The following is a 26258-nucleotide window of genomic DNA, read 5'->3' on the forward strand; positions in this document are numbered from 1 at the left end:
GCAAAATTAATTACACATATCTAACCCCCTCTTGCCTTTTGCCTCTTGCATGAGTGCCTATCTTTACTAGGAAATTAATTTTGCACGACTACTTATTATACGCCGCGAGCGGCGGGGAATTAGACCCGAAGAGATTAAAATTTTGTAGCAAATACTACAGAAAATAGTTCGGAAATCCGCAATGATTACATCTCACTTTGCTGGTGTTGATCGGTCATTATATATATAGAAGTCGGTTCTCGGCTGTCAGTCTTCCTCTCAAAGCTGAGGGTGGAAGGGTCGGAAGTCAGCCGGATTGTTGAAGGCTAATCGGGAAAACCACCTTTTTGTCTTGTAATCTTACCTAAAAGTATAAGCGGCACTGCCGATGATTCAGGAAAAAGCGACCCAAAAACAAGCGATTGTAGTTGATAGTTCTAGTCTATAATACTTTTGTTCTAGATGTTGGGGGAAAAAGGATAAACCTAACATCATACCAAAGAATGAATTAACTATGAACCTTTAGGGGGTTGTCTGCGTCTAAAAGCACAGGATACAATCAAAAAAATTCCGAATCAAACTCATACCGACTTCAGATAAGCCAGACTCACCCGCGAGTCGGAATAGTAACAGACTTTTTCTGTGTCAAGGAGTCACCACCAAACCAATGCCCACAGCAAAAACCAACCAAACTCAACCACAGCCCACCCTCAATGCCGATATGGTGCGTACCTATCTGCACGAAATTGGGCGGGTTCCCCTCCTAACTCACGAACAAGAAATTATTTACGGCAAACAAGTCCAACGGATGATGAGCCTGTTAGAAGCGAAAGAAGGACTATCGAAACAATTAGGACGGGAACCACAGCGCTTGGAGTGGGCGGATTCGGTGAATTTAAGCGAAAATGAACTGGATCGCGCCTTGAAAACTGGCGATCGAGCTAAACGGAAAATGATTGAAGCTAACCTCCGCTTGGTAGTTGCGATCGCCAAGAAATATCAAAAGCGGAATATGGAATTCCTGGATCTAATTCAAGAGGGTAGTCTGGGATTAGAAAGAGGTGTAGAGAAATTTGATCCCACCAAAGGTTATAAATTTTCTACCTATGCTTACTGGTGGATTCGGCAAGCGATTACTCGTGCGATCGCTCAACAAGCCCGCACCATTCGTTTACCGATCCATATCACCGAAAAACTGAACAAAATCAAAAGAACCCAGCGCGAACTCGCCCAAAAACTGGGCAGAAGTGCCACTCCCGCCGAGATTGCCCTGGAATTAGAGCTAGAACCCGCTCAAATCCGCGAATATCTCAGTATGGCTCGTCAACCCATCTCCCTTGATGTGCGCGTCGGCGATAACCAAGATACGGAATTGTCGGAATTATTAGAAGATAGCGGAGTTTCTCCCGATACCTTCATCACCCAAGAGTTATTACGGCAAGACTTAGCCAATCTCCTGGCCGAATTAACTCCCCAACAACGGGAAGTAATTACTCTCCGGTTTGGTTTAACCGATGGTAAAGAGTTATCCTTAGCCAAAATCGGTCAGAGAATGAACATCAGCCGGGAACGAGTCCGACAATTAGAACACCAGGCCCTGGCCCATTTGCGCCGTCGCCGGGCCAACGTCAAGGAATATATTGTCGCTAGTTAGTAAGATTAGCAAATAACCAAGAAGGAGAGTTCAAGCTCTCTTTTTTTTGGGTTTAATTAATATAGAATCCCGATTAGTTTTCACCTGTGGCAGTTCCGTCATGACTAGATCAACAGAAACAGCGACCCCAACACTATACGAAGAAGATTTTTATCTCTGGCTAAAAACCACGGCAGAACAATTAAAAAAAGGCCAGTTTGCCGAGGTGGATTTAGACAATTTAATTGAGGAGATTGAATCGATGGGGAGAAGTGAAAGACACGCGCTCAAAAGTCTTTTAACTCGTCTCCTAGAACATTTACTCAAATTAACTTACTGGCAATTGGAAAGAGACCGGAATGGTAATCATGGTCATGGAGAAATCAATAATTTTCGGGCAGAAATCCAAGATTTACTGAAGGATAGTCCTAGTTTAAAGCCCTATCTTCGGGAGGTTTTTGAGCCATCCTACCATACAACTTTAGAGACCGTCCGGAAAAAAATGGGTTTATCCCCCGGCGGTTTACCTAGTCAGATAATTTTTAATCTCGAACAGGTTTTAGATCATCAATGGCTGCCGATCGATTGGGAATAAACTATTGACTATAGCGTTTCCTAAGCTAGTGAGGTACATCTATTTTTCTTCCCTTTTGCCTTTTGCCTCTTGCCTAAAACCCATAACTTTTGTACCTCAGCAGACAACGCTATATCTAAATCACTTCTTAAATCGCTAAACAGTCATCAGTGAACTGAAAACTCAAATCTGATAACCGATACTAAATCCGTTGAGTATAGGATACTTATGAGGACAGGCACTCATGCAAGAGGCAAAAGGCAAAAGAGGGAATAGATAATCAGTTTTTAATAACTGGATTTAGTATGATAACTGATAACTGATAACTGGTAACTGATAACTGATAACTGATCTGGTTTTACTCAACCAACTTCTTCAGCAGGGCATCCACTTCCTGGAGGCCGGATTGATTATTTTTCAGCACATAAACCGCTCGCGCTTGCTTAAAAGCTTCCTCCGCCTCTCTTTTTCGTCCTCGGCCCGCGTAGGCCCGACCGAGATTAAGATAGACATCGGCGTTATTGGGGGCGATTTCGGCCAAATCTTGATAGGCGATAATTGCTGCAAGATAATCTTTTCTGGCCAGATGGATGCGACCGATTCCCGCTTGTGCTTCCAAAGATTGGGGCTGCAGGAAAACAGCCCGACGATAAAAGGGGAGAGCTTCGTCAAAACGCTCTTGTTTTTCGAGTAAAATCCCTATTTTTAGCTGAATTAAAAAATTTCCTGCATTTTGTCGTTCTATTTCTTTTAAAATCTGGGTTCCGCCATTTAAATCGCCCTGTTTGAGCAAAAGGCTGGCCAGTTGCAATCTTAATTCACTATTGTTAGGGAATCTTTGCAGGGATTTTTGGAGAAAATCGAGGGCTTCGCTGCTTTTATTCTGTTCTATCAAAGCTTTGCCCATGATTTCGTGAGCTTGCTGATTATTGGGGTCGAGAGCTAAAACCCATTGGTAAACTTCGCCCGCTTTAGCATAGTTTTTTTGGCGTAATAACACCACCCCTAAACCGAGGTAGTGTTGGACGTTTTTCGGTTCTATTTGGATAGCGTAGTAGTAAGCGGTGGCTGCATTGTCATAATCACCGATATTAGCCAAACTATAACCGAGAGCATGGAAAAAGTCGGGATTACTCGGATCGAGACTTAAAGCTTTTTGGTATGCTTGGGCGGCGGCGTTATAATCCCCTTGCCGCGTTTGTAAAAAGCCAATCCCAGAGAAAATTTTGGCATTATTGCCATCAAGGGCGGCAGCCCGCTCGTAAACGGCTATAGCTTCCCCATAATTGCCATTTTTGACCAATTGCCGCGCTTGACGCAGTAGTTCGTTAACCTGTGAATCCTTGCTCACGATTGCCCCCGCCGGATTATCAGCGATCGCAATTGAGGCAGAGAAACAGCCCCCCGCGAGAAGACCGACGAGCAAGATTAAACGGGTAAATTGTTTCATCGCTTTACCTTTGTTAACGATTCTTAATTAAAGTTTATTGTAAATGGTATTGACAAAAATCAACTATTTTGCATCACCCTTGTACGAGATTATTGCGGGCCTCTTGGGCGACTTGGGCGCTTTTGTCGCCGGTTAACTGGGTCAAAACAGCGATCGCATCTTCCCCCCCTAAGCGGCCTAAAGCTTGAGCGAGACGATAGCGCAGTTGCCAGTCATCATCATTAGCCAAGGGAACGAGTAAAGAGACGGCGCGAGGGTCGCCTAGTTCCCCAAAAGCGCTAACGGCGGCCGTTTTTACCAATTCATTATCGGAGTTTAGGGCGATTTCGAGCAGTTCAAAGCCCCGGGGTTCCCCCAATTCGCCCAAGGCCGCCACAATGCTAAATTGAATTAACCAGTCGGAGGATTGTTGATAGACGGCCACCAGATCATCGTAGGCTGCCGTTAATTTTAACCCCCCGATCGCATCGGCCGCGGCCGCTTTCACGTCTGCTTCGGGATCATTTAACAAACGATCACGTAAAATAGTTAAGGCCAGATCAAGATTCTGACCACCGAGGACATCTAGCTGACTTACCGCCGAATAACGCACCCTAGCGTTACTATCGTTAATTAAAGGCTGTAACATCTCGAAGGCGATTTCTGAGGCTAAATAACGCAGTTGATTAACTCCTGATAAGCGATCGCCATAATCATTGGAATCGAGCAGCCGTTGCACGGATTCAGGGGAATAATTCATAATTTGATGACACCCTTAACAATTGGACTGGTATTAATTGTCCCATGAATAGTTATCGACTCCTGACTATTTTGATCATGTTTAGTTCCCCGGTTTTTTGGGGCTGTAGTCCCCCCTCTCCTATTAAAAAAGAACCGACGGCTAAGATAATCGTTTCTCCTTCTCCCAGTCCGATTATTTCCGCATCGGAGATTAAGGCCGCTAATCGTTATCGTCAATTGGGATTACAGTATCGTCAACAGGGAGATTTTATCAAAAGTATTGAGGCTTTAAAAAAATCGCTACAGTTAAACCCCAATCATCTAGACGGGAGAGTAATTTTAGGATGGACACAACACCTAGCTAAACAACCTTTAGCGGCACAAACAACCCTCGAAGAAACGATTAAAATTGCTCCCGATCATGTGGCGGCTTATAATGCTTTGGGTATTGTTTATCTAGTGGCGGGTCATCTTGAAAAAGCCGTAGGCACTCATACTAAAGCCGCTAATTTAAAACCCGATAATGAAATCGCCTACTATAATTTATCCCTTGCCTATCATCGCCTAAAAGATTTTGATTCAGCTATTAATAACGCTAAAAAAGCAGTTAAACTAGAGCCGAATAATCCCCATCCTCTTGTGGCTTTGGCAATGATTTATTTAGATCAAGGTGATAGTAAAAAAGCGCAGGATACCTATAGAAAGGCTAGGGATTTAGACGGTCGTTATCGAGAAAAATGGTTTCTGGCACACCTGAAGGAAGCGGGTTTTAGTCAGGAGCAAATTAAATTAGTCGAAAAGTTACTATTTAGTTAGGGTTTGCTGAAAAAGTTTGTTGGTGGGGTTAGGAGTCAGTAGCCGGTCGTTTCAGGCTTTGTTGTCCTCTTTTTTTTGTACCAGTTTGTGTACTCAAATAAGGGTAATGCAAGGTTTTTGGGCGTTGCTGATTTGAGATATGAATCTTCTTTTCTGGTATTTTTAAAACCTAGAGCCAAACTAACTTTTTCATCTGATGCACAGTTGGCATTCATACCTTGATTCAGCAACGCCGGTTTTTGAAGGTCTTAATCCTATTTTCGCAGCATGAACATCGGATTTTAGCAGGTCAAAAGCCTTATTTTAAAAGGGTTTTACTATTATTCAGCAAACCCTAGTTAGATTTAAAATTATTATTTCCCCTTAAGATGCCTGTCGATGTCCCAGTTTTAGGAAAATAGTTTCTAAATCTTCGCTGCAAGTATAAAACTCGCTTAAAGTCAGACCAGAAACGACTAAAGATTTCAACAATTCGGCACTATCTTCTAGGGTTCCCGTAAATTTAACCCGGAGAGTATTAGTATTAATAATTTTTTGCCAACTTTCCACAAAAACACATTGTTTAAGAGCGGTTTCTAAGGCTTCTAAATTGCCTAGAGTCGTAATCTGCAAGTATTGACTGGCTAGACGTTGATTTAATTCCTCTAAAGAGGTACTTTCCACTAGATAACCTAATTCCATGATGCCCACAGAACTACAAAGTTCGGCTAAATCACTAAGGACATGGGAGGAAATTAAAATAGTCATACCTGCCGATTGTAAGACTTTAATAATCTCACGAAATTGTAGGCGAGCGATCGGGTCTAATCCAGAAACCGGTTCATCGAGAAGTAAAATTAAAGGTTCATGGATAATGGTTCGGGCTAAACTTAAACGTTGTTTCATTCCCCGGGACAAAGTAGCGATCAAATTATGGCTTTTATTGGTTAATTGTACCAGTTCTAGAACCTCATAAATGCGGCGATGACGTTGGGAGCGAGGGATATGATAAAGACGGGCAAAATAATCCAGATAATTCCAGACATTTAAGTCATCGTAGAGAGGAAAATTATCGGGTAGATAACCTAAATTTCTTTTCAGACGGGGATTACTCTCATCTCTTAAAAGACGTTCTCCGTGCAGATATATTTCTCCCGTTGTTGGTTCTTCTGCTGCCGCTAACATCCTAATTAAAGTGGTTTTTCCCGCTCCATTTGGACCGATTAACCCGTAAACTTCCCCCGCTTCAATCTGTAAATCTACTTGATTAACAGCCCCATGGCGGTCGAATTGTTTGGTTAAACCAACGGTAGCAATGGCTAATTCGGGTGGGTTCATAAAGTTTTTTAGTTAGGTTCTGAGGGTGACTCGCTAACCACGAATACAGGGTTTATCTCCCATGACTTCCGCTGGTTGTTGTCAAATTGTTTAAGTCTTAATATCTTCTCAATTTTTTGATAATTGACCACTGTTACATTTAGTCAATCGAGGAGTTGCTCAAAATTTATCCAGATAACCCACCTCCTATTATGTATTGATATTATAACATCCTCACACAGAACCTAGGAGAGCCGCCTCATCTTCTGACCATTAATAATTGATCGGTAAACACCTTGTATAAAAAGAGTCCAGGCGAAAAAAAGCCAAAAAGCATCCGACTGTATAGCGCGGCACTACATCTCAGAAAAAACATCCTACAATGGAGACAAGAATAATCGGAGATCAATGGGGGTGAGCGTCATGTTAGTGATTTTAACCGACGAACACATTCTCGATACGGGTTCTGTATGTCAAGGCTGTCTTTTAGCCAACCAGCAGGGGCAACCCCGGTGGCGAGAGGGTAAACTAGGCTGTGGTCACTCCTTAGGCAAAGGAGGCAGCCAACAGCCCAATCTCTACGAGTGTCAGATGGGCTTTACAATTGCTAATATTGAAGGCTAATCAGACCTTTTAAATGATCAACTTAGAGTTGAATTAGGGTGGGTTTCTTTGGACTCCGAGGAGAGAATCAAAGCTATTGCTAATCCCCAATTCAGCTTAGATACAATGACAATAATGGCTAAGGGTTTCGTAGCATTGATCGTAGGCTTTTTGCGCTTGGGTTAAAACATCGTCGGAAATTTCTATATCTAATTTTCTGGCTTGTTTAATAATTTTACCCGCTTTGATATTCTCGGAAGAATCTCCTATACCACGGCTGCCAGTAGTGTTTAAAACTCGATATTCTTCAGAAAATCCCGTTTTAGTATCGAGATGACTCTGTAAACTATTAAAGACCAATTGACTTTGGTTTAATACTTGATCGTGGGTGATAAATAAACTCTTTTCTTTGCTGTTAATTAATCGAGCATAACTTTCTAAGGTGGCTAAACGACCAGTATAATAACCCAGGGCGTGCTGCTCATTTTGATGGGGTTTAATATCTAAAATACTAGCTAAAGTGCGCCGCGGTTCTCGTAGTAAAAATATGGTTTTAACTGGATCAGATTGTAAAAAACTATGATCTAAAAACTTCTGATCGTGAAGAACTTTATCTAAAATATATTTATGATTCATGTTTAAATCTTTCAAACGCCAGTAGAGTTTAAACATTAAAGTTTTAAAATCCTGTTCACTCTCATAAACCAGATGAGTTTCGCCAAAACCGATAATTTCGGGATTAGAATTGAGGATATGGGTCAATAAAGACGAACCCGATCGCATATGGCTAAGGATAAATAAAACCTGATAGGGTTGGGGACGAAAGAGGATTTTATAGGGGTCTTTGGGTGTATCAATGCGTACCTGAAAATACTTATAAGTTAAACGATGGGTTAAACCCTGCCAAGATTGGGGTAGGCGATCGAGGGCTATAGTCATAGGTTAATAAAGAATTGTGTCAACTTGTCGCTAAGATTCCCCTATAATGTATCCCATTTAAGACCCAAACAAAAGTGAGGTTTATACAAAATGGGATTGCCAAGTTGTTCGCTCTGGTTTTTTACGGCGCGAACCGATGTCTGGTTTATGATGAATACTATCCCTCATCTAGTCAAAATGAGTCAGTTTCCCTTCCAGGAAAAGGTACTCGCTATTGATACGGCCCCTTTAAGCGGGGAAAAGGTTAATCGCCCCGGACTGGGTACAATGGAGGAATTAAGAGCCTGTGGTGAAAAATTAGTTGAACATGGCATAATTGATCGCCTAGTGGATTTTAACTACGATCCCAGCTATCGTCAGCGTATCTATCAAAAGCATTTCGGCAGTCCCCTCCGTTCCACCCATAACTACAAAGGTTATCCGATTTTTGGCTCGATCTTCAAAATCGAGTCATGTCGCAGCGACTATATGGTTCATTATGACAGTGACATGATGCTCTACCAAGAACCAGATTACAGTTGGATCCGCGAAGGGATCGAGTTAATGGAAACCCATCCAGAAATGATGTTTGTGCGTCCTTTGTCCGGTCCACCGCGGCCTGATGGTACGATTTATTCTCAGCATCCTTACACAAAAAATCCCGATGGATTCTATCAATTTAAATTTTTTGGCAGCCGTGCCTATCTACTTAATTGTCGTCGCTACGATCGCCTTTTACCGATGACCCCCCTCTGGCGCTCTTATAAAAATACCTTTCTCGATCACTTACCCGATGGTTTAAAAGCTTGGGGCAATATTTTGACCGGCAAAGGAAAACTCGACTCTTGGGAAATTATGGTTTCTCGCTCCCTAGAACAAAGCAACTATTATCGCGCCACTCTCACCAATGCCAAGGGTTGGACTCTGCACCCCAACGAGCGCTCTGCCGCTTTTAGGCAAGCTTGGCCGACTATTATCGAAAAAATCGAAGCGGGTGTTTACCCACCGCCCCAAGCTGGTTATTATGACCTGATTCCGGAATTATGGTACTAAGAGAGCCTTAGTTCTCTAGATTTGAGGTGAGCGCTCTTTCAGGACTCTGGGAAAAGTCTTCAAGTCTCTAAACTCTAGCTCTCTTATGGGGTAAGCCTTCAAGCTATCGCTAACTAACAGAAACCAGAAATTTGAGTTTTTATTAGAAAAAAAGTTAGCGATCACTTGTCAAGCAAGGGTTTCAGAATCTGGATTCGGTCAGGGATTTCCGAAAGTTCCCGAAGAGCGATAATGACTCTACTAGCCTAAAGATAGCAAAAAACCCGGCGGGAAAATCTCCCCACCAGGTCAAAAAGGCAAAAGTAAAGAATTATTTCTGATCGGCCTTTTTGCTTGACTTATCACCCATTTTGTACTTACGCAAGAAGCGATCGACCCGACCCTCGGTATCGATCATCTTCTGGGTTCCCGTATAAAAAGGATGATTACCCGACCAAACCTCCACATGAATTTCTGGTTTTGTCGAACCCACCGTCATCACCAGTTCACCATTACAGATCACCTTGGCTTCCGGATACCAAGTAGGATGAATTTTTTTCGGCATAATAAACCTCTCTATTAACCTAACGTTTCGAGTATTGAGGCGCTTTACGCGCTTTGTGAAGACCGTATTTTTTCCGTTCCTTCGCCCGGGGATCCCGAGTCAGATAACCTTCACTCTTGAGGGGAGGACGATTTTCTGGTGCTAATTGACATAAAGCTCTAGCGACACCCAATTTCACTGCGTCCGCTTGGCCGGTCAAACCACCGCCCTCGGCCTTAACGATGATATCATACTCGTTTTCCAGTCCCAAAGTCTCCAGAGGAGCCTTGATCGTCTGGATATAGGTGGGAATGCGGTTAAAATGGGTTTCTCCATCGCGACCGTTAACGGTAATTGCCCCCGTCCCCGGCACCAGACGCACGGAAGCGACCGCCGATTTGCGTCGTCCCGTTCCCCAATAAACTACCTTATTTTTACTGTCCGTGGCTTGCATTGACTTAATTTCCTCCTGCGGGAATCGTATTAATTGCTAAAACTTCCGGTTGTTGTGCCTGATGGGGATGTTCCGCACCGGCATAAACTTTCAGTTTCGTGAACAATTTCCGACCTAAGCTATTTTTCGGGAGCATTCCCTTAACAGCGTGTTCGATAATCCGTTCGGGAATGCGTTTTTGCAGTTTATCGAAGGTTTCTACCTTCATACCACCCGGTCTGCCGGAGTCGCGGCGATAAACTTTCTGTTGACGTTTTTTGCCCGTCACCGTCACTTTTTCGGCGTTAATAACAATGACAAAATCCCCCGTATCCAGATGGGGGGTGAAGGTGGCTTTATTTTTGCCCCGTAGAATCATTGCGATTTCGGTGGCCAGACGACCTAGACGCTGATCGGCCGCATCAATGACGTACCATTTCTGCTCTAGAGTCTCTAAATTTGGTAGAGGTGTTTTGTTCATGGTGAGTTTGCCTTGGTTTACAAAAATTAATTTTTTTTATTGCCCACCTGGGTGTTGGGGGGTTAGGGTTTTAGGGTTTTAGTTGGAATTCCCCTATTTCCCTATTTCCCTATCTCCCTATTCCCCTATCCCCTATGCTCGGAAATAATAAAGAGGCTGAGTCTCGCACCAGACGCTATCGGCAAAGGGAAAATCGGCGTAACCCACCCGCAGTAAACATAGTCCTTTAGCTGGTGCGGCGTATTTGACCAATTCTCGGCGCTGATTGACCCAGATGTCGGTAAAGTTTTCTAGCGATCGCTCACCAGTTCCCACCTCCACCAACATTCCCACCAATAACCGCACCATCCCGTACAAAAAGCCATTGGCTTGAATTTCCATCTGTATAAACGGCCCTTGACGGTAGCATTCCACCCCCTGTACTTCTACCCAGGAATGGTCACGACTAGAGTTGGCACGGTGAAAGGCGGCCAGATGGTGCTTACCCAATAGGGGAGCCAGGGCCCTGGCCATCAAATCGGCATCGAGGGGACGATGGTAGTAGTGCCAACTAAAGGGGGTAACAAAGAGATTGGGGATGGGGTCGGTATAGAGGGTGTAACGATAACGTCGCCAGAGGGCCGAGAAACGGGCGTGCCAGCGATCGGGAACTTGAGCCGACGCCCGAATGACGATATCGTCATCTAGCCGAGCATTGAGAACCTTGGACCAATGGGAGGGTGGGATCGGACTCTGCTGCTGGAAATGGGCAACTTGGGCGGCGGCGTGAACACCGCTATCGGTACGTCCGGCCCCGTGCAGAGTGACGGCATGACCGAGAATATCGGCCAGAGCCTTCTCGATTTCCTCCTGCACGCTCCTGTGATGGGGTTGCCGTTGCCAGCCGTGGAAATTAGTTCCCACATACTGGATAATTAGGGCGATCCGCGACTGGGGGCAAGCTGTCATCGTTACATCAGTTCGATAATCGCCATGGGGGCATTATCCCCGCGACGGCGCAGGGTACGCACCACCCTGGTATAACCGCCGTTACGACTGCCATAACGGGTCTGGGCGCCTTCAAAAAGGGCGTGAACCAGTTGTTTGTCGTAGATGTAGCCCATGGCTTGGCGACGGGCGCTCAGAGAACCGTCTTTAGCTAGGGTGATAATGTGGTCTACCTCTGCTCGCACCGCTTTCGCTTTCGCTAGGGTGGTGGTGATCTGACCATGGCGAATTAGCTGGGTGGCCAAGCTGCGCAGCAGTGCCTTTCTTTGGTCAGCTGGTAGACCCAATTGAGGCACTTTACACCGATGTCTCATGGTATTTTCCTGGAATTGGGTTTACTTGCTTTTTTCTTGGGGTAGGGTGATGCCTAACCGTTTTTGTAGGGCTTCAATGACTTCTTCCGCCGATTTCTGCCCAAAGTTTTTGATTTCTAAGAGATCTTCTTGGCTGTAATCGAGGAGGTCGGCTACGGTGTTGATCTGCGCTCGCTTCAGGCAATTGTAGGCGCGCACGGATAATTGTAGTTCCTCGATCGGAATTTGGTTTTCTTGGTTGATCTCTTGGTCGTCAAAGTTACCGGAGGATTCGAGGGCGTTGAGATCCTTGAGCGGGTTAAAGAGATTAACTAGCATATCGGCCGCTTGGGAAAGGGCTTCTTTGGGGTTAATGCTCCCGTTTGTCCAAATTTCTAAGAGCAGACGATCTCTAGCTTGACCGCTTTCGGAACGGATATCTTCGACGCTGTAGTTGACTTTGGTTACGGGCATAAAGATAGAGTCGATTTGCAGAAAATCTAGCGAAGTGGCTTCTTCTTTACTGCGATCAATTGCCCGGTAGCCTTTGCCTTTTTCCACGCGAAATTCCATCTCTAGCTTGGCCCCTTCGGCTAGGGTGGCGACGTACTGATTGCGATCAACTATCTCGATTTCTGAGGGTAAATCGAATTGTGCCGCCACTACTGTCGCCGGTCCAGTTGCCACTAAACGCCCGATCTGGGTTTGATTGGTGTAGCTTTTGAGGATGATTTCTTTCATGTTGAGCATGAGTTCCATCACGTCCTCGCGTACCCCCTCGACGGTGGCAAATTCGTGATTGACTCCCGCGATCCGCAGGGCCGTCACGGCCGCTCCTTCCAGATTGGAAATGAGAATCCGTCTCAGGGCATTACCTACGGTCGTACCCTGGCCTCTTTCCAGAGGTTCTAGTACGAATTTACTGTACTGACTCTGATTCTTGTAAGTTTTTGCTTCTACACACTCGATTTGAAATTGCGCCACCGATTGACCTCCCTTGTTCAGTTTTCAGTTATCAGTTATCAGTTATGAGTTTTCTTTGGCTTTCAGCGTTTAGCGTTCGGCGTTCGGCTTTTTGAGCAGATGGTCTTTGACGACCGGATTCTGCGGCTGATGCGCTCAAAGCTAACGGCTGCTGGCCTCAAGATCCCTGTCACCTGAAAAAGCTGTTCACTGTTTACACTCTCCGGCGTTTGGGAGGACGACAACCATTGTGGGGGATGGGAGTCACGTCCCGGATCAGGGTGATTTCTAATCCTGCTCCTTGCAGGGCCCGGATTGCGGTTTCCCGTCCTGCCCCAGGGCCACTAACCATCACTTCTAATTGACGCATTCCCTGTTCGATCGCTCGGCGGGCAGCGTTATCGGCGGCGGTTTGGGCGGCGAAGGGGGTTCCTTTTTTGGCTCCTTTAAAACCACTCGATCCCGCCGATGCCCAAGAGATCACATCGCCTTTGGTATCGGCGATCGTGACAATGGTATTGTTGAAGGTCGATTGAATGTGAGCGACTCCGGTAGGAATATTTTTCTTCTGTTTTTTCGGTCCGGTTTTTTTGGTTGGTCGCGCCATAGTTTTTCTTGATTGGGGGATATCGCAATGAATAAAAAATTATTTCTTGGAGGGGGCTTTTTTCTTCCCTGCCACTGTCACCCGACGACCGCGACGGGTCCGCGCATTGGTTCGCGTCCGTTGCCCGCGCACGGGTAATCCTAGCCGATGCCGACGACCTCGATAGGTGCCGATATCGGCGAGGCGTTTGATGTTCATCGCCTCCCAGCGTCTCAAATCCCCCTCGATTTGATAATTTGTCTCGATATAAGTCCGTAGCGCCGCCACGTCTTCATCGCTGAGATCCTTGACCCGAGTGTCAGGGTTAACACCCGTCGCAGATAAGACTTCTTGGGAACGCGATAGACCCACTCCGTAGAGGTAGGTCAGGGCGATTTCCACACGCTTATCGCGAGGTAGGTCTACACCAGCTATCCTTGCCACGCTTTTTTTTTCTCCCTATGAACGATTTTTTTTCCAAAAACGACTACAATTAACGGTAACGATTCTCTGCCCCAAGACAGTGACTTTGGTGGTTTAACCTTGTCTCTGCTTGTGTTTGGGGTTAGAACAAATTACCATGACTCGACCGCGCCGACGGATGACGCGGCACTTTTCGCACATTTTTTTGACAGACGCTCTAACTTTCATGCCTAACTATTCTGGCAACACTGCAAGCTTATTATTATATCAGATTTCTTTTACTCGTGTCACCTATTTTTTTAAAATAAATTTGGCCGCTTATTAGACTTTTTGGCTTCTCTGCCCCCATTTGTCCCTATTTTTTTTGATTTTTCAGGCGATAGGTAATTCTTCCTTTGGTTAGGTCGTAGGGGGTGAGTTCCACTTTGACTCGATCGCCGGGGAGGATTTTGATATAATTACGGCGGATTTTGCCGGATATGTGAGCTAAGACGTTGAAACCGTTATCTAAATCCACCCTAAACATGGCGTTGGGCAAAGATTCGGTGACGGTTCCTTCCATTTCGATGAGATCTTGTTTAGACAAAGTTAATTCCTCAATTTCACTGGAGACAATTTATTTAATGATTCGGCAGCAGCAAGCGTGCTGTCACCACAGTTCCCCCAGTATAGCTTATCAGTGATCAGTGATCAGTTATCAGATGCGAGTTTTCAGTTCACAGCAAAAAAGCTCCCCATCTTCCCTCTCCCATCTCCTGACTCCACTCTCCACCCCCATCTCCCCACTACTAGGCAGTATTGAGTAGTAAGATTTAGACAATAAACATTTTAACATTGCTGTCTTTTCACTGATGACTGATTACTGTTCACTGTTCCCTGAAAAGCTGGATTATTCTACGACAATTCGCCATTCATGTAGTTCATATTCCACACAACCATTCTCGATTAAAGGATCGCGAACTATAATTGCTTGGGCTTCCTCAAGAGAATCGGCCTTAAATAATAACATTCCGCCGCCCCTTTCTGCCCAATAACCAGTTTTTGCTGCTCGTCCTTGGCTAATTAAATCACGCACATAGTCCTTATGGGCGCTGACATAGCGATCAAAGGTAGTTTTATCAACAATGCCTTTTTCTATCTTGACAAACCAGGGCATAAATTCTCAGGAGGCTAAGACTGATTAACAATCATATAATTATACCGATTAATCTTGACCGTCGAGGGTGCAATGTAACAGAGCTATACAATTAGCTAGAGTTGTTGAAGACTGCTAGAATCGAGGTGACAGCTTCATTTCTGTAGCTTTGCTTGCTTCCATGAATCAACCCCAAGGATCTCTATTTTTTATCGCACTTTTGCCGCCGCCAGAAGTACAGGAAATTGCCACAAAAATCAAGGTAGAGTTTGCAGAAATTTACAATAGTCGCGCCGCCCTGAAATCGCCTCCCCACGTCACTCTCCAACCCCCTTTCCGGTGGAATTTAGAACAATTACCGGATTTAGAAAGATGTTTAGAGGAATTTGCTGGCTTGCACGCTCCTATTCCCCTAATTCTCCAGAATTTTGCCGCCTTTAAACCGCGAGTCATTTATATTAATGTCCAGAAAACCCCAGAATTATTAACCCTACAAAAACGGCTTTTACAGCAGCTAGAATCTTCCTTGAATATCAGCGATAATGCCTCAAAAAGCCGAGCTTTTTCGCCCCATTTAACCGTTGGCTTCCGAGATTTAACTAAAGATAATTTCTGGAAAGCTTGGTCAAAATATGCTGATCAAGAGCTATTTTTTGAGGTGATAATCGATGAAATTACCCTCCTAATTCATAACGGCAAGCACTGGGAAATTTATCGGCAATTTTCTCTATAATCCAGACCCTTGGGGGTTTCTATCTACAGAGGAAGGGGTTATAGTGCTAAAATAGGAGAGAGCAGTTTTTAAAGCTTCATTTCAGGCTTTTTTGCGATATTTTAACCTATAGAGCCATTTTACTGCGACTCCGCCGCCCTGAAACCTATGTTACTCAAAAATCCCCCGAAAATCTCCCCCAATCTGATCAAACAGCTAGAAGCGATCCTCGGTAAAGATGGTGTCATCCGTCGCAAAGATGAATTATTAACCTACGAGTGCGATGGTATTACAGGATACAGACAAAGACCGGCTCTTGTGGTGCTGCCCCGCAGCACCGCAGAAATTGCGGCGGTGGTGAAACTCTGTCACGATAACGAGATTGCCTGGGTAGCGAGGGGTGCAGGAACGGGCTTATCGGGAGGGGCGTTACCCTTAGAAGAGGGGATTCTCATCGTTACGGTGCGGATGAATCAGATTCTCAGGGTTGATTTAGATAATCAAAGGGTGGTGGTGCAGCCCGGGGTGATTAATAATTGGGTGACACAAGCGGTAAGCGGGGCGGGATTTTATTACGCACCAGATCCCTCTAGTCAAATTATCTGCTCGATCGGCGGTAATGTGGCGGAAAATTCCGGCGGGGTTCACTGTTTAAAATACGGTGTCACTACCAATCACGTTATGGGCTTAAAAATCGTCCTTCCCGATGGTTCAATTATCGATGTGGGGGGGGCAGTACCAGAACAACCGGGCTACGACTTAACCGGTTTATTTGTGGGTTCCGAGGGAACTTTAGGCATTGCCACGGAAATCACCTTAAGAATTCTGAAAACTCCCGAGTCTATCTGTGTTTTACTGGCTGATTTTACCAGTATCGAGGCGGCGGGCCAAGCGGTGGCGGATATTATTAAATCGGGAGTGATTCCGGCGGGGATGGAGATTATGGATAATCTCAGTATCAACGCCGTGGAAGACGTGGTGGCTACCGGCTGTTATCCCCGGGATGCCGAGTCGGTTTTATTAGTGGAATTGGATGGTTTAGGGGTAGAAGTAGCCAGGAATAAACATCGGGTTGCCGAGATTTGCCGTCAAAATGGGGCGAGAAATATCACCACGGCTAATGATGCCGAAACCCGATTTAAACTCTGGAAGGGCAGAAAAGCGGCTTTTGCGGCGGCGGGGAAAATTAGCCCTAATTATTTTGTCCAAGATGGGGTGATTCCGCGCACTCAATTGGTGTCTGTTCTTCAGGAAATTAAGGCTTTAAGTGAAAAATACGGTTATAAAATCGCCAATATTTTCCACGCCGGGGATGGCAATTTACACCCGTTGATTCTCTACGATAACAGGGTAGAGGGGGCCTGGGAAGAAGTGGAAGAGTTAGGCGGTGAAATTCTCAAACTTTGTGTGCGGGTTGGGGGCAGTTTATCGGGCGAACATGGTATCGGCATCGATAAAAATTGTTATATGCCCGCTATGTTCAACGAGATTGACTTAGAAACTATGGGCTATGTGCGGGACTGTTTTAATCCCAAAGGTTTAGCTAACCCGGGGAAATTATTCCCCACCCCGCGCACCTGTGGGGAAGCCGCTAATGCCAAAATACAAGGGTTTGCGGGGGTGGATGTGTTTTAGGTGGCGTTGCTGATTTGAGATATGAATCTTCTTTTGTGGGATTTTTAAAACCTAGACCCAAACTAACTTTTGGATAGGTGCAAGGTTGTCATTCATACCTTGATTCAGCAACGCCATCGGCAAGTATTGACTGATGACTGATTACAGTCCAGCTTGGGGTCCTAGGGGCAGATTGATATTAGAGGGGAAAACCTGGACTTGTCTTTCCAGAAAGCGTTGAGTGATTAATTCTCGGAAAATCTCTAGATCTTTTTGCCATTGTCCCAGAGATTGTTTGAGCAGATTTAATCGATCGCTGCCCTCGGCCAGATTATAGTTAAAGTTACCGGCAAATAATAGTGCCGCTAAGGTTTGGCCATCGGGTAATTGCAATTTTGCCTCGTTAATCGCCACGGATAGCTGAGAGGTTTCTAACTGATAAAGTAGATTTATGCCGGCTTGTAGAGGGGCTATACCGAAATTGAGCCAGGGACCGGGGGCCAGAAGAGTTTCGGTGATGTATTTTTTAGCGGCATCGGGGCTACTAGGGAGAGGAACAATATTTTTTGGGGCGATACTCAGGGCTTGATATTCGGCTAAAGGGAGTTTATCTAGATATAAACCGACAATTTCCGGCAGTTTCAGGTTCAGGCTATCGGGAGAGTTAATCATCTCCACAAAGGTAATTTTCCGGGGTTGGGCGACGATGCTGATACCATTTTGAAAATTAACTTGAGCGTAATTAGGATTGAGTACTGGCTGGCCATTTAATTCCCAGTCGGGGGGAACTATTCCCGAATATTTGAGGAAATCAACTGTTAGCATGGCGGGATTGAGGCTTTTGGCGGTAATTGCGATGGAAAGTTCTTGTATTTCCCGCAAACTAACCAGAGGTTGATTAGAGTTATTGTCAGTGGTGGCAGTCATCAATTTTCTCCTTGGATATTTAAGTTTTCTTTCTAAGTGGGTGGGGGTTAAAAATTGTTCAGATCTGCCCCTTATTAAGGGGGATTAAGGGGGGATCGGCACCCCCCTTATCAAGGGGGGCAGGGGGGATCAAAGACAAAATCTATCTTCAATTTAATTGAAACCACTTAAGTAGGTAGGCGTTAAAAGTTGTCAGACACCCCCCTTATCAAGGGGGGCAGGGGGGATCGAACCTAAAATCCATTTTTAATTTAATTATAACCAGCTACTTACTTAGGGTTACAGTTAAATTATTCCGGATCTCGGTGGCTTAGTCACTATCACTCAGACACAGGACAAGAGAGCCATTCCAGATAAGTATTACTCAATTCTTTCACCGCTAATTCATAGAACCTCTGACCGTGTTCGGGAGTGGCTAAAGCAGGATTGGAACCCATACGACCATCGGGGTAGTTTTGGCGAAAATTAGCCGCACCGTAAATATCATGACCAGAAGCCACTTTTTCGGATAAAAAGGCGTTTTTAAGGCTCTCAGGGTAAAGATACTGAGTTAACGCCACTTCGCTCGGTGTAGCGTGGGAACCCTCCTGATCTCCATATAATTCTTTGGCTAAAAGATAAACTTCTCGCACCATAAACCAATTGGCCACTTGACATTTAACCTCGTTTGTGTTACGTAAATTGAGGGAATCCAAATGATAATAGGTTTCCGAAAAAGCGGCTTTTAGGGTGGCAATATTGCCCCCGTGACCATTAATGAAGAAAAATTGACGAAAACCGGCTCTAGCTAAACAAGTCACATAGTCGAGGATGACTTGAATCAAAGTGCTAGGACGAAGACTAATTGTACCGGGGAAAGCCGTGTGATGTAGGGCCATACCGACATTTAAGGTGGGTGCTACCATTGCTCGTACCTGTGTCCCTACTCCTTTAGCGATCGCCTCAGCACATAGAGCATCTGTACCAATAAGTCCCGTCGGCCCGTGTTGTTCCGTGGAACCAATAGGAATAATAATTCCCTGAGATTGTTCTAGATAGGATTCCACCTCTAACCAGGTGGATAACTGTAATAACATTCGGCTCTACCCCCCCGAGTGCAGGTTGACCAATTGAGATAAAATTAGGACGAATAATCAAGTATTTTTATGTTAACCCTTGACACCCCCCCCTTGTCGGCGAGTACGGATTTCGTTCCCAATCATCGGATTTTAATCGTTGAAGACGAAGAAGTGATTCGGGATATGATTATTTTGGCTTTGGAAGAAGAAGGTTACGAGGCTCTCGGTGTTAGTGATGGTCGCGCTGCTCTAGAATTACTGCAAAGTCAAGAATCTAGTAATCACGGTGAATCTCGGTTTGATTTGGTCGTTTTGGATTTAATGCTACCCCAAATCAACGGTCTTGATATCTGCCGTCTGTTGCGCTATCACGGCAATATTATCCCGATTTTAATCTTAAGTGCTAAGGCCAGCGAAACCGATCGAGTTTTGGGTTTAGAAGTGGGTGCCGATGATTATCTGACTAAACCCTTTAGTATGCGAGAATTAGTCGCTCGTTGTCGCGCTCTGATTCGTCGTCAAGGATTTACTTCCCTAGCTGCCGCTCCCGTGCGAAAATTCCGCGATGTTTTTCTCTATACCCAAGAATGTCGGGTGACAGTGCGAGATGAAGAAATTAACCTTTCTCCTAAAGAATTCCGTCTCCTCGACCTATTTATGAGTTATCCGCGCCGAGTTTGGTCAAGAGAGCAATTAATTGAACAAATTTGGGGGCCAGATTTTTTAGGAGACACCAAAACCGTCGATGTTCACATTCGCTGGTTACGCGAAAAACTAGAAATCGATCCCAGTCAACCGGAATACCTGATTACTGTACGCGGTTTCGGTTATCGTTTTGGCTAGGTGAGCGATTATATTTTCCCGATTAGCGATCGCCGCTCGCGCAGACAATGACTATTTTCGCTTTTATTTTCGGAGTAGTTTTAGGTTTGAGTATTTGTTATTGGCAAGTCTCACGCTTAAATGGAGAGTTAAAGCGAAACCTAAGCGCTCTCTCGGATTCGGTGGATTTGTCGGCCTCTTTTCCCGTTACCTCCCTAGTGCGTCGAGAATTACAGTTTCTCTCCCAAAGTCTGCAAGAGCGAGAAAAGAGTTTAGAAATTCAGAAATCCTTGCTAGAACTAGCGCCGATCGCCTATCTTCATATAGATGCCGATAATCAACTACTCTGGTGTAATCAACAGGCAATTACCCTCTTAAAACTCGATCGCTGGCAGCCAGATCAGGTACGTCTGCTGCTAGAATTGGTGCGCTCCTACGAATTAGATCAATTAATTCAAGAAACTCGCCAAAAACAGAGTCCACAGGTGCAAACTTGGACTTTTTACCCGACTAATTATCCTGTCACTCCCATTAGCGATCGCCAAGTGATTGCTCCTAAATCGATTGCCTTGAAGGGTTACGGTTATCCCTTGCCAGAAGGTGAAATCGCTGTATTTATCGAAAATAGACAGCCTTTAGTGGAATTATCGCAAAATCGCGAGCGAGCTTTCTCTGACTTAACTCACGAGTTACGCACTCCCTTAACCTCCATTTCTCTGCTCACCGAAGCTTTACAAAAACGCCTCCAAGCTCCCGAAAGACGCTGGTTAGAACAAATGGGGAAAGAAGTGGAGCGTTTGAGTCAATTAGTCTGCGATTGGCTAGAAATCAGTGAATTACAAGCGGATGCGGGGCGCTCTTTACAATACCAGATGATTAATCTAGAGGACTTAATCACCGCTGCTTGGCAAACTGTCACCCCAATAGCCGCCCAAAAACAGATTAGCTTAGATTATTCCTCTCCGGTGGATTGGACGGTAGAAGTTGATCGTTCTCGTCTGTTGCAAGTTTTCCTGAATCTCTTTGATAATGCCATTAAGTATAGTCCCGATCAGGGGAAAATTCGCCTAGAAATTCGAGAAATATCCGATACTATCGGGGAAAAATGGCTGAAAATTGACGTTATCGACAACGGCAAAGGATTTAACGAAGCTGATCTACCCTACGTTTTTGATCGCCTCTTTCGCGGTGATCCTTCCCGCACCCGTCAAAAACAAGGCACAAAGGATTACAGTACTGGTTTAGGTTTATCGATTGCCAAAGAGATTATTCAAGCCCACGGTGGTTCGATCGTCGCTCAAAACGATCCTAACACCGGGGGCGCTCGCCTACAAGTCACTCTCCCCCGTCAAAAAAAGGCGGTGGGGTGATGGGTGTGAGGTGTTGGGGTTTTAGGGTGTTGGGGTTTTAGGGTGTTGGGGTTTTAGGGTGTTGGGGTTTTAGGGTTTTAGTTGAATTCCCCCATTTCCCCATCCCCCCATTCCCCCATTCCGCCATTTCCCCTAGAGAAAAAAATCTGTCAAGTTCTCTAGACAACTATACAAAATCTAAAATTTTCTTGTTATGACTGTAGAGAAAGAGTAGTTTTATGTTAAGCGAATCTGACCGTGAGCCTATCCAAAGAAACCAATCATCCCGATCGCACCTATTTCGCTCGTTCTCTCCAGCGATTGGAGCAGGATGTGCTGAGAATGGGAACCTTGGTCGAAGAATCCTTTCGTCTTAGCCATCAATCCCTTTTTGCTAGGGATTTGGAAATGGCGAAAAAAATCCCCCTCCTTGACAAGGAAATTGATCGCTACTACCGTCAAATCGAGTTAGATTGTGCCACTCTCATGACTCTACAGGCTCCCGTAGCCCAAGATTTGCGGCTTTTAAGTGCTTTTATGCAATTAGTGCGCGATTTGGAACGGATCGGCGATTATGCTAAGGATTTAGCCGAAATAGCACTCAAGTTATTCGCCTATACTCCCCACGATTGTATGAGTGAGATCGAGGCTATGTCCCACCATGCTCAGTATATGTTAGCCACGAGCCTGGTTGCCCTGGCCGACCTCGATCAAGAAGCCGGTCCAAAGGTCAAAGAACTAGATAATACGGTCGATCGAGCCTATGATTATCTCTATCACACTCTCGCCCATCAAAGAGATATCAAGGGTGTGGTGGAACCAATCCTGCTGATGGCTTTACTAATCCGTCATCTGGAACGTATGGCCGATCACGCCACCAATATCGCCCAAAGGGTATCCTACATCGTTACTGGACAGAGAGGCTGAGGGTGTGGAGGCCTTGAGTTGATTTCTCTCGAACTCTGGCCCGCGCTTTTAGCGTTTACGACTCAGGGGGTTAAAAATTTCACTTAATCCCTCTCCCAAGAGGGATAAACCCACCACCATCGTGGTCATTGCTAATCCGGGGAATAAAGTGGTCCACCAGATGCCTGTAGATAAATCCGCCAAAGCTTCCTTGAGATCATGACCCCATTCCGGCACTTCTTCTGGTAATCCTAAGCCTAAAAAGCCTAAACCGCCTAAAACAAGGATCGCATCCGCCGCGTTGAGGGTAAAAAGAACCGGGACACTCTGGACGACATTAAAGAAAAGATATTTTGATAGTATCCGGACTGGACTAGCGCCGATCGCTCGCGCCGCTTCGATAAATAACTCATTTTTAACGCTGGCGGTTTGATTTCTGACCACGCGAAAATATTGGGGAATATAGGCAATGCTAACAGCGATCGCTACATTGAGGATACCACGACCCAAAACGAAGGCCAGAGCCACCGATAATAATAACCCCGGCAAGGTGTAGAGGGTATCCATGAGAAAGAGGAGAACGCGATCGATCTTACCCCCCAAATAACCGCTAATTAACCCTAAAGGAACCCCGATGACTAAAGATAATCCTGTGGCCAAAAATACCACGGACAAGGCCGCCCGGGCCCCGAATAGGGTGCGGGAAAAGACATCATAACCGCGCACATTCGTCCCGAACCAATGGGCAAAACTGGGGGCTTGTAGGGGATAATTGCTTAAAATGTCGGTTGGATCCTGAATCAGTCCGAACGCTTGCAGAAGGGGCGAAAACAGGGCAATCAGGATAAAAATAATTGTCAATACCAACCCAACCCCTAGGAGTTTAGTGGTTAGGTTGGGTTTCAGAAAAGGATCGATCGGCAATTTAACAGGAGTCATCGACAAAATTTAGCCATTGCATAGAACGCTAATTGTAGAAGACAAGGCTAACCTGAGACAAGAGCAGTGTTTTTTTCAGACAGCTGGGGCCGAAACGACCATAAACCAGAGCAAGACTGCTAAAGCTAAAACAGTTAGTTTAATCAGGATATAAAGCAGTCCGTTGGGATAAAGGAGATCGTGAAACATATTGCCTCCTTGGGAGAGTAGCGATTGTCCCTCTCTATCTTTGATCTTAAGTCTTTTTCTGTTCACTTGACGCACAACTTAACAAAACGTGCGATTATAGGGAAAAAGATTTTTTTACTAGCTATGGCACTACTGACCACAGGAAAACCATTTATTCGCGATCTGGAACAATACGGTGCTTTAGGTGTTTACGCACCCTTAGAAGGGGGTTACGAGGGACGCTATCAAAGACGTTTACGGGCTACCGGTTACAATGTCCTGCATATCACCGCTAGAGGTCTGGGCGATTTAAGTGCCTATCTTACCGGCATTCATGGAGTCCGTCCCCCCCATTTAGGTAAAAAAAATATCGGTCGGGAAGCAGCCGTGGGACCGGTTTATTTTATTCCTCCCATTGCTACCTATCAATTGGAAAATTTACCCCCCAAATCTAAAGGTTTAGTGATTTGGATTATTGAAAGTTTTGTTTTGTCCTCGGAAGAAAAACAATACTTAATTAATCTTAGTCAACAGGAACCTCGGTTAAAATTTGTCCTCGAATTGGGTGGGGAAAGATATTTCCGTTGGCAACCTTTGAGCAAATCTTTAATCGCTGCCTAGAATTATCGAAATAACACGGTTATTGAAATATCTCTGCCTCAAACCCTCTCCCCAGAGAGGGAAACTTCATTTATTGAGAGTTTGTTGTTCCTCCCTCACCTTTTGGTAGCTATTCATTTTGAGAACTGATATTACCTCAAGATATAGCTAGAATCCCCTAGATTCCCAGCGCTGAAAGCGCCAAGGTTTTGACCAATAGGCTTTTATCTGTCTATTTCCTTCTTTCCAAGTGCATTGAATCTGAGAATTAGCAGGATTCGCACCACATTGGGGCTGAAGATTCAAAATACTAGAGATTTCGCTAGGATTAATCTGAGGATCGGAACCAAAACTTTTTTCGACAATTCTTCTCTCCACTGCCACCTTATTAGTGGGAGTCAGATGGAAATAATCAGACTGGGTAAGCAAAATCGAAGATAATAGAGTTCCAAACATTGTGATTAATCGCAAACTCAGAGATAAAACCAATAGATATCTCCAAAATTTATAAACGACATTCCGCACATCTTCACATACTTTTATATATTCTTACATTCCCCAAGATGTTTTATTGTTCTTCGATTCCCCAGTGTGGTTACTCAGGCCTAACACTCCCAGCTTAATCGGTACAAAAGAACTGATAATTGCTGCTGGCAAACCTGGCTGAAAACTGTCTTAATTTTGCCAGTTGACCTAGGTGAATTTGCCATAATATGGGATATCGTTGCCGCAAAAAACCTAGGAGTTAGATCGTGACAGTAAGAGTTCGTATTGCCCCCAGTCCCACGGGAAATTTACACATTGGAACAGCGCGCACAGCCGTGTTTAACTGGCTTTTTGCCCATCATCACCGGGGTAAATTTATCTTGCGCGTGGAAGATACAGATTTAGAACGTTCTCGACCAGAATATACGGAAAATATTCAAGCGGGCCTACAATGGTTAGGACTGAATTGGGATGAAGGTCCTTTTTTTCAAACTCAACGTCTTAATTATTATCGTCAGGCCATTCAAACCCTGCTCGACCGAGGTTTAGCCTATCGTTGTTATTGTACCCCGGAAGAATTGGAAAAAATGCGGGAAGAACAAAAAGCCCGCAATCTTGCCCCCCGTTACGATAATCGTCATCGTTATCTCACCCCCGAACAACAAGCTCAATTCGAGCAAGGGGGGAGAAAAGCAGTAATTCGTTTTATTATTGACGATGATCGAGAAATTATTTGGCAGGATTTAATCCGGGAAAAAGTTATCTGGAAAGGTAGTGATTTAGGTGGCGATATGGTGATCGCTCGTACCCCAGAAAATGCGGAAGAAAAATTCGGTCAGCCTCTCTATAATTTAGCGGTAGTTGTTGATGATATCGATATGGCAATTACCCATGTTATTCGTGGGGAAGATCACATTGCTAATACGGCTAAACAAATTCTTTTATACGAAGCTTTGGGGGCAAAAGTGCCGGAGTTTGCCCACAGTCCTTTAATCTTAAATCAGGAGGGTCGCAAGTTATCTAAACGGGATGGAGTCACTTCGATCGATGATTTCCGAAAACTGGGTTTTCTGCCGCAAGCTTTGGTTAATTACATGACTCTCCTCGGTTGGACTCCTCCCGATTCCACTGAAGAAATTTTTACCCTTAAAGCGGCCGCTGAAGTGTTTAGTTTAGAACGGGTAAATAAAGCGGGGGCAAAATTTGACTGGACTAAATTGGATTGGATTAATAGTCAATATCTCCATCGTTTAACCGGTGAGGAATTAGTGCCTTTACTTCTCCCTTACTGGCAAGAAGCAGGGTATAATTTTGATGCTGAAACCGATCGAGCTTGGTTGATCGGTTTGGCTACTCTCATCGGTCCGAGTTTAACTCGTTTAAGCGATGCTGTCGCTGAAAGTCGCCTACTTTTAACCCCTCTGGCTAATTATAATCAGGAGGCTTTAAGTCAATTACAATTAGAGGGAGTTAAGGATATTATCAAGGATATTCTCGCCGCTATTACTCCCGATTTGACTGGAGAAGTTGCTAAGGGTATTGTGGAGACAATAACTAAAACCCATCGGGTTAAAAAAGGTCTAGTAATGAAGTCTCTGCGTGCCGCTTTGATGGGGGAGTTACACGGTCCGGATTTAATGCAGTCTTGGCTACTTCTCAATCAAAAAGGTTGGGATATATCCCGTCTTCAACAAGCAGTAAATAGTTAAATTGATTGGCTATCAGTTATCAGAAAATTTCTTGTATATTAGGGTTGACAAATGCCCTAAGATTGCTATATACTTTCTAGTATAATGGGAATCCGTGTCGCC

At 44.8% G+C, this 26258-nt stretch carries 31 protein-coding genes; 12 read left to right on the top strand and 19 right to left on the bottom strand.

Going from position 1 to position 26258, the window contains the following annotated elements; all coding sequences use genetic code 11:
- Window positions 1-646 precede the first annotated feature (646 nt).
- On the top strand, window positions 647-1633 hold the full coding sequence (locus IM496_RS08005) for an RNA polymerase sigma factor, RpoD/SigA family (protein WP_185238535.1): 987 nt from the start codon (window positions 647-649) through the stop codon (window positions 1631-1633).
- Window positions 1634-1733: 100 nt separating this feature from the next.
- Window positions 1734-2207 (top strand): DUF29 domain-containing protein, encoded by a 474-nt coding sequence (locus IM496_RS08010; RefSeq protein ID WP_194013584.1) that lies wholly within the window; start codon window positions 1734-1736, stop codon window positions 2205-2207.
- 337 nt (window positions 2208-2544) lie between these two features.
- Here IM496_RS08010 and IM496_RS08015 read toward each other — a convergent pair whose 3' ends face one another.
- Together IM496_RS08015 and nblB are read right to left on the bottom strand one after the other, a co-directional pair.
- Window positions 2545-3636: a tetratricopeptide repeat protein gene (locus IM496_RS08015; protein ID WP_194013582.1), complete on the bottom strand. Its 1092-nt coding sequence runs from the start codon at window positions 3634-3636 to the stop codon at window positions 2545-2547.
- Between the two features lie 73 nt (window positions 3637-3709).
- Window positions 3710-4375 carry a phycobilisome degradation protein NblB gene (nblB, locus tag IM496_RS08020; protein ID WP_287661691.1) on the bottom strand — a complete coding sequence of 222 codons (666 nt, stop codon included), beginning with the start codon at window positions 4373-4375 and terminating at the stop codon, window positions 3710-3712.
- A 44-nt stretch (window positions 4376-4419) separates the two neighbouring features.
- Here nblB and IM496_RS08025 point away from each other — a divergent pair, with 44 nt between their 5' ends.
- Entirely contained in the window at window positions 4420-5172 is a 753-nt protein-coding gene (locus tag IM496_RS08025) for a tetratricopeptide repeat protein (protein ID WP_287661692.1), read from the top strand.
- A 363-nt stretch (window positions 5173-5535) separates the two neighbouring features.
- Here IM496_RS08025 and IM496_RS08030 read toward each other — a convergent pair whose 3' ends face one another.
- On the bottom strand, window positions 5536-6489 hold the full coding sequence (locus tag IM496_RS08030; RefSeq protein ID WP_194013576.1) for an ABC transporter ATP-binding protein: 954 nt from the start codon (window positions 6487-6489) through the stop codon (window positions 5536-5538).
- Window positions 6490-6891: 402 nt separating this feature from the next.
- On the opposite strand from IM496_RS08030, the gene IM496_RS08035 reads away from it, so the two are divergent.
- Window positions 6892-7092, top strand: coding sequence for a hypothetical protein (locus tag IM496_RS08035; RefSeq protein ID WP_002735656.1), 201 nt, complete (start codon window positions 6892-6894; stop codon window positions 7090-7092).
- A gap of 96 nt (window positions 7093-7188) precedes the next feature.
- On the opposite strand, the gene IM496_RS08040 is transcribed toward IM496_RS08035, so the two are convergent.
- Window positions 7189-8010: a sulfotransferase family protein gene (locus IM496_RS08040; protein WP_194013574.1), complete on the bottom strand. Its 822-nt coding sequence runs from the start codon at window positions 8008-8010 to the stop codon at window positions 7189-7191.
- A gap of 90 nt (window positions 8011-8100) precedes the next feature.
- Between IM496_RS08040 and IM496_RS08045 the strand changes: the two genes are divergently transcribed.
- The gene (locus tag IM496_RS08045) at window positions 8101-9042 is read left to right on the top strand and encodes a hypothetical protein (protein WP_287661693.1); all 942 of its coding nucleotides are present in this window, start codon (window positions 8101-8103) and stop codon (window positions 9040-9042) included.
- Window positions 9043-9352: 310 nt separating this feature from the next.
- Here the strand turns inward: IM496_RS08045 and rpmE are convergent, their stop codons facing one another.
- The 11 genes from rpmE to IM496_RS08100 form a co-directional block, all read right to left on the bottom strand.
- Complete coding sequence (gene rpmE, locus IM496_RS08050; RefSeq protein ID WP_002760058.1) at window positions 9353-9586, bottom strand: 50S ribosomal protein L31; 234 nt, start codon at window positions 9584-9586, stop codon at window positions 9353-9355.
- Between the two features lie 19 nt (window positions 9587-9605).
- A complete protein-coding gene (gene rpsI / locus IM496_RS08055) occupies window positions 9606-10019 on the bottom strand; it encodes a 30S ribosomal protein S9 (protein WP_002737094.1) in 414 nt (137 codons plus the stop codon).
- Between the two features lie 4 nt (window positions 10020-10023).
- On the bottom strand, window positions 10024-10479 hold the full coding sequence (gene rplM / locus IM496_RS08060) for a 50S ribosomal protein L13 (RefSeq protein WP_002780818.1): 456 nt from the start codon (window positions 10477-10479) through the stop codon (window positions 10024-10026).
- A 132-nt stretch (window positions 10480-10611) separates the two neighbouring features.
- Complete coding sequence (gene truA, locus IM496_RS08065; RefSeq protein WP_287661694.1) at window positions 10612-11427, bottom strand: tRNA pseudouridine(38-40) synthase TruA; 816 nt, start codon at window positions 11425-11427, stop codon at window positions 10612-10614.
- A gap of 2 nt (window positions 11428-11429) precedes the next feature.
- Window positions 11430-11780: a 50S ribosomal protein L17 gene (gene rplQ, locus IM496_RS08070; RefSeq protein ID WP_002736334.1), complete on the bottom strand. Its 351-nt coding sequence runs from the start codon at window positions 11778-11780 to the stop codon at window positions 11430-11432.
- Between the two features lie 21 nt (window positions 11781-11801).
- Window positions 11802-12743: a DNA-directed RNA polymerase subunit alpha gene (locus IM496_RS08075; protein WP_002737965.1), complete on the bottom strand. Its 942-nt coding sequence runs from the start codon at window positions 12741-12743 to the stop codon at window positions 11802-11804.
- A 193-nt stretch (window positions 12744-12936) separates the two neighbouring features.
- The gene (rpsK, locus tag IM496_RS08080) at window positions 12937-13329 is read right to left on the bottom strand and encodes a 30S ribosomal protein S11 (protein ID WP_002735413.1); all 393 of its coding nucleotides are present in this window, start codon (window positions 13327-13329) and stop codon (window positions 12937-12939) included.
- Between the two features lie 39 nt (window positions 13330-13368).
- Entirely contained in the window at window positions 13369-13752 is a 384-nt protein-coding gene (gene rpsM / locus IM496_RS08085; RefSeq protein WP_002735415.1) for a 30S ribosomal protein S13, read from the bottom strand.
- Window positions 13753-13845: 93 nt separating this feature from the next.
- Window positions 13846-13959, bottom strand: a complete 114-nt coding sequence (rpmJ, locus tag IM496_RS08090) for a 50S ribosomal protein L36 (RefSeq protein ID WP_012593611.1) — start codon at window positions 13957-13959, stop codon at window positions 13846-13848.
- A gap of 127 nt (window positions 13960-14086) precedes the next feature.
- The gene (infA, locus tag IM496_RS08095; RefSeq protein ID WP_002737109.1) at window positions 14087-14317 is read right to left on the bottom strand and encodes a translation initiation factor IF-1; all 231 of its coding nucleotides are present in this window, start codon (window positions 14315-14317) and stop codon (window positions 14087-14089) included.
- 303 nt (window positions 14318-14620) lie between these two features.
- Complete coding sequence (locus IM496_RS08100; RefSeq protein ID WP_002736524.1) at window positions 14621-14887, bottom strand: YciI family protein; 267 nt, start codon at window positions 14885-14887, stop codon at window positions 14621-14623.
- A 160-nt stretch (window positions 14888-15047) separates the two neighbouring features.
- On the opposite strand from IM496_RS08100, the gene IM496_RS08105 reads away from it, so the two are divergent.
- Together IM496_RS08105 and glcD are read left to right on the top strand one after the other, a co-directional pair.
- Window positions 15048-15599: a 2'-5' RNA ligase family protein gene (locus tag IM496_RS08105; RefSeq protein ID WP_194013572.1), complete on the top strand. Its 552-nt coding sequence runs from the start codon at window positions 15048-15050 to the stop codon at window positions 15597-15599.
- 147 nt (window positions 15600-15746) lie between these two features.
- Window positions 15747-17213 carry a glycolate oxidase subunit GlcD gene (glcD, locus tag IM496_RS08110; RefSeq protein WP_194013569.1) on the top strand — a complete coding sequence of 489 codons (1467 nt, stop codon included), beginning with the start codon at window positions 15747-15749 and terminating at the stop codon, window positions 17211-17213.
- A gap of 141 nt (window positions 17214-17354) precedes the next feature.
- Here glcD and IM496_RS08115 read toward each other — a convergent pair whose 3' ends face one another.
- A complete protein-coding gene (locus IM496_RS08115; RefSeq protein WP_194013567.1) occupies window positions 17355-18119 on the bottom strand; it encodes a hypothetical protein in 765 nt (254 codons plus the stop codon).
- A 320-nt stretch (window positions 18120-18439) separates the two neighbouring features.
- Window positions 18440-19195: a creatininase family protein gene (locus tag IM496_RS08120; RefSeq protein WP_287661695.1), complete on the bottom strand. Its 756-nt coding sequence runs from the start codon at window positions 19193-19195 to the stop codon at window positions 18440-18442.
- 69 nt (window positions 19196-19264) lie between these two features.
- Here IM496_RS08120 and IM496_RS08125 point away from each other — a divergent pair, with 69 nt between their 5' ends.
- From IM496_RS08125 to phoU, 3 genes are all read left to right on the top strand, one after another.
- On the top strand, window positions 19265-20020 hold the full coding sequence (locus IM496_RS08125) for a response regulator transcription factor (RefSeq protein ID WP_104397878.1): 756 nt from the start codon (window positions 19265-19267) through the stop codon (window positions 20018-20020).
- Between the two features lie 47 nt (window positions 20021-20067).
- Window positions 20068-21369: a sensor histidine kinase gene (locus IM496_RS08130; RefSeq protein ID WP_194013563.1), complete on the top strand. Its 1302-nt coding sequence runs from the start codon at window positions 20068-20070 to the stop codon at window positions 21367-21369.
- A 237-nt stretch (window positions 21370-21606) separates the two neighbouring features.
- Window positions 21607-22275, top strand: coding sequence for a phosphate signaling complex protein PhoU (phoU, locus tag IM496_RS08135; RefSeq protein ID WP_287661696.1), 669 nt, complete (start codon window positions 21607-21609; stop codon window positions 22273-22275).
- A gap of 48 nt (window positions 22276-22323) precedes the next feature.
- Here the strand turns inward: phoU and IM496_RS08140 are convergent, their stop codons facing one another.
- A complete protein-coding gene (locus tag IM496_RS08140; protein ID WP_194016827.1) occupies window positions 22324-23193 on the bottom strand; it encodes an ABC transporter permease in 870 nt (289 codons plus the stop codon).
- 312 nt (window positions 23194-23505) lie between these two features.
- Here IM496_RS08140 and IM496_RS08145 point away from each other — a divergent pair, with 312 nt between their 5' ends.
- The gene (locus IM496_RS08145; RefSeq protein ID WP_002747620.1) at window positions 23506-23982 is read left to right on the top strand and encodes an NAD(P)H-quinone oxidoreductase subunit N; all 477 of its coding nucleotides are present in this window, start codon (window positions 23506-23508) and stop codon (window positions 23980-23982) included.
- Between the two features lie 147 nt (window positions 23983-24129).
- Here IM496_RS08145 and IM496_RS08150 read toward each other — a convergent pair whose 3' ends face one another.
- Complete coding sequence (locus IM496_RS08150; RefSeq protein WP_287661697.1) at window positions 24130-24417, bottom strand: hypothetical protein; 288 nt, start codon at window positions 24415-24417, stop codon at window positions 24130-24132.
- A 296-nt stretch (window positions 24418-24713) separates the two neighbouring features.
- Between IM496_RS08150 and gltX the strand changes: the two genes are divergently transcribed.
- Window positions 24714-26156, top strand: coding sequence for a glutamate--tRNA ligase (gene gltX / locus IM496_RS08155; protein ID WP_287661698.1), 1443 nt, complete (start codon window positions 24714-24716; stop codon window positions 26154-26156).
- Window positions 26157-26258: the final 102 nt, after the last annotated feature.

It is taken from the genome of Microcystis sp. M049S2 (assembly GCF_020245625.1).
Taxonomy (GTDB): domain Bacteria; phylum Cyanobacteriota; class Cyanobacteriia; order Cyanobacteriales; family Microcystaceae; genus Microcystis; species Microcystis ichthyoblabe_A.

Coding starts and splice junctions, on each gene's coding strand:
- IM496_RS08005 (WP_185238535.1), top strand. CDS start 647: ATGCCCACAGCAAAAACCAACCAAACTCAACCACAGCCCACCCTCAAT.
- IM496_RS08010 (WP_194013584.1), top strand. CDS start 1,734: ATGACTAGATCAACAGAAACAGCGACCCCAACACTATACGAAGAAGAT.
- IM496_RS08015 (WP_194013582.1), bottom strand. CDS start 3,636: ATGAAACAATTTACCCGTTTAATCTTGCTCGTCGGTCTTCTCGCGGGG.
- nblB (WP_287661691.1), bottom strand. CDS start 4,375: ATGAATTATTCCCCTGAATCCGTGCAACGGCTGCTCGATTCCAATGAT.
- IM496_RS08025 (WP_287661692.1), top strand. CDS start 4,420: ATGAATAGTTATCGACTCCTGACTATTTTGATCATGTTTAGTTCCCCG.
- IM496_RS08030 (WP_194013576.1), bottom strand. CDS start 6,489: ATGAACCCACCCGAATTAGCCATTGCTACCGTTGGTTTAACCAAACAA.
- IM496_RS08035 (WP_002735656.1), top strand. CDS start 6,892: ATGTTAGTGATTTTAACCGACGAACACATTCTCGATACGGGTTCTGTA.
- IM496_RS08040 (WP_194013574.1), bottom strand. CDS start 8,010: ATGACTATAGCCCTCGATCGCCTACCCCAATCTTGGCAGGGTTTAACC.
- IM496_RS08045 (WP_287661693.1), top strand. CDS start 8,101: ATGGGATTGCCAAGTTGTTCGCTCTGGTTTTTTACGGCGCGAACCGAT.
- rpmE (WP_002760058.1), bottom strand. CDS start 9,586: ATGCCGAAAAAAATTCATCCTACTTGGTATCCGGAAGCCAAGGTGATC.
- rpsI (WP_002737094.1), bottom strand. CDS start 10,019: ATGCAAGCCACGGACAGTAAAAATAAGGTAGTTTATTGGGGAACGGGA.
- rplM (WP_002780818.1), bottom strand. CDS start 10,479: ATGAACAAAACACCTCTACCAAATTTAGAGACTCTAGAGCAGAAATGG.
- truA (WP_287661694.1), bottom strand. CDS start 11,427: ATGACAGCTTGCCCCCAGTCGCGGATCGCCCTAATTATCCAGTATGTG.
- rplQ (WP_002736334.1), bottom strand. CDS start 11,780: ATGAGACATCGGTGTAAAGTGCCTCAATTGGGTCTACCAGCTGACCAA.
- rpsK (WP_002735413.1), bottom strand. CDS start 13,329: ATGGCGCGACCAACCAAAAAAACCGGACCGAAAAAACAGAAGAAAAAT.
- rpmJ (WP_012593611.1), bottom strand. CDS start 13,959: ATGAAAGTTAGAGCGTCTGTCAAAAAAATGTGCGAAAAGTGCCGCGTC.
- IM496_RS08100 (WP_002736524.1), bottom strand. CDS start 14,887: ATGCCCTGGTTTGTCAAGATAGAAAAAGGCATTGTTGATAAAACTACC.
- IM496_RS08105 (WP_194013572.1), top strand. CDS start 15,048: ATGAATCAACCCCAAGGATCTCTATTTTTTATCGCACTTTTGCCGCCG.
- glcD (WP_194013569.1), top strand. CDS start 15,747: ATGTTACTCAAAAATCCCCCGAAAATCTCCCCCAATCTGATCAAACAG.
- IM496_RS08115 (WP_194013567.1), bottom strand. CDS start 18,119: ATGACTGCCACCACTGACAATAACTCTAATCAACCTCTGGTTAGTTTG.
- IM496_RS08120 (WP_287661695.1), bottom strand. CDS start 19,195: ATGTTATTACAGTTATCCACCTGGTTAGAGGTGGAATCCTATCTAGAA.
- IM496_RS08125 (WP_104397878.1), top strand. CDS start 19,265: ATGTTAACCCTTGACACCCCCCCCTTGTCGGCGAGTACGGATTTCGTT.
- IM496_RS08130 (WP_194013563.1), top strand. CDS start 20,068: ATGACTATTTTCGCTTTTATTTTCGGAGTAGTTTTAGGTTTGAGTATT.
- IM496_RS08140 (WP_194016827.1), bottom strand. CDS start 23,193: ATGACTCCTGTTAAATTGCCGATCGATCCTTTTCTGAAACCCAACCTA.
- IM496_RS08145 (WP_002747620.1), top strand. CDS start 23,506: ATGGCACTACTGACCACAGGAAAACCATTTATTCGCGATCTGGAACAA.
- IM496_RS08150 (WP_287661697.1), bottom strand. CDS start 24,417: ATGTTTGGAACTCTATTATCTTCGATTTTGCTTACCCAGTCTGATTAT.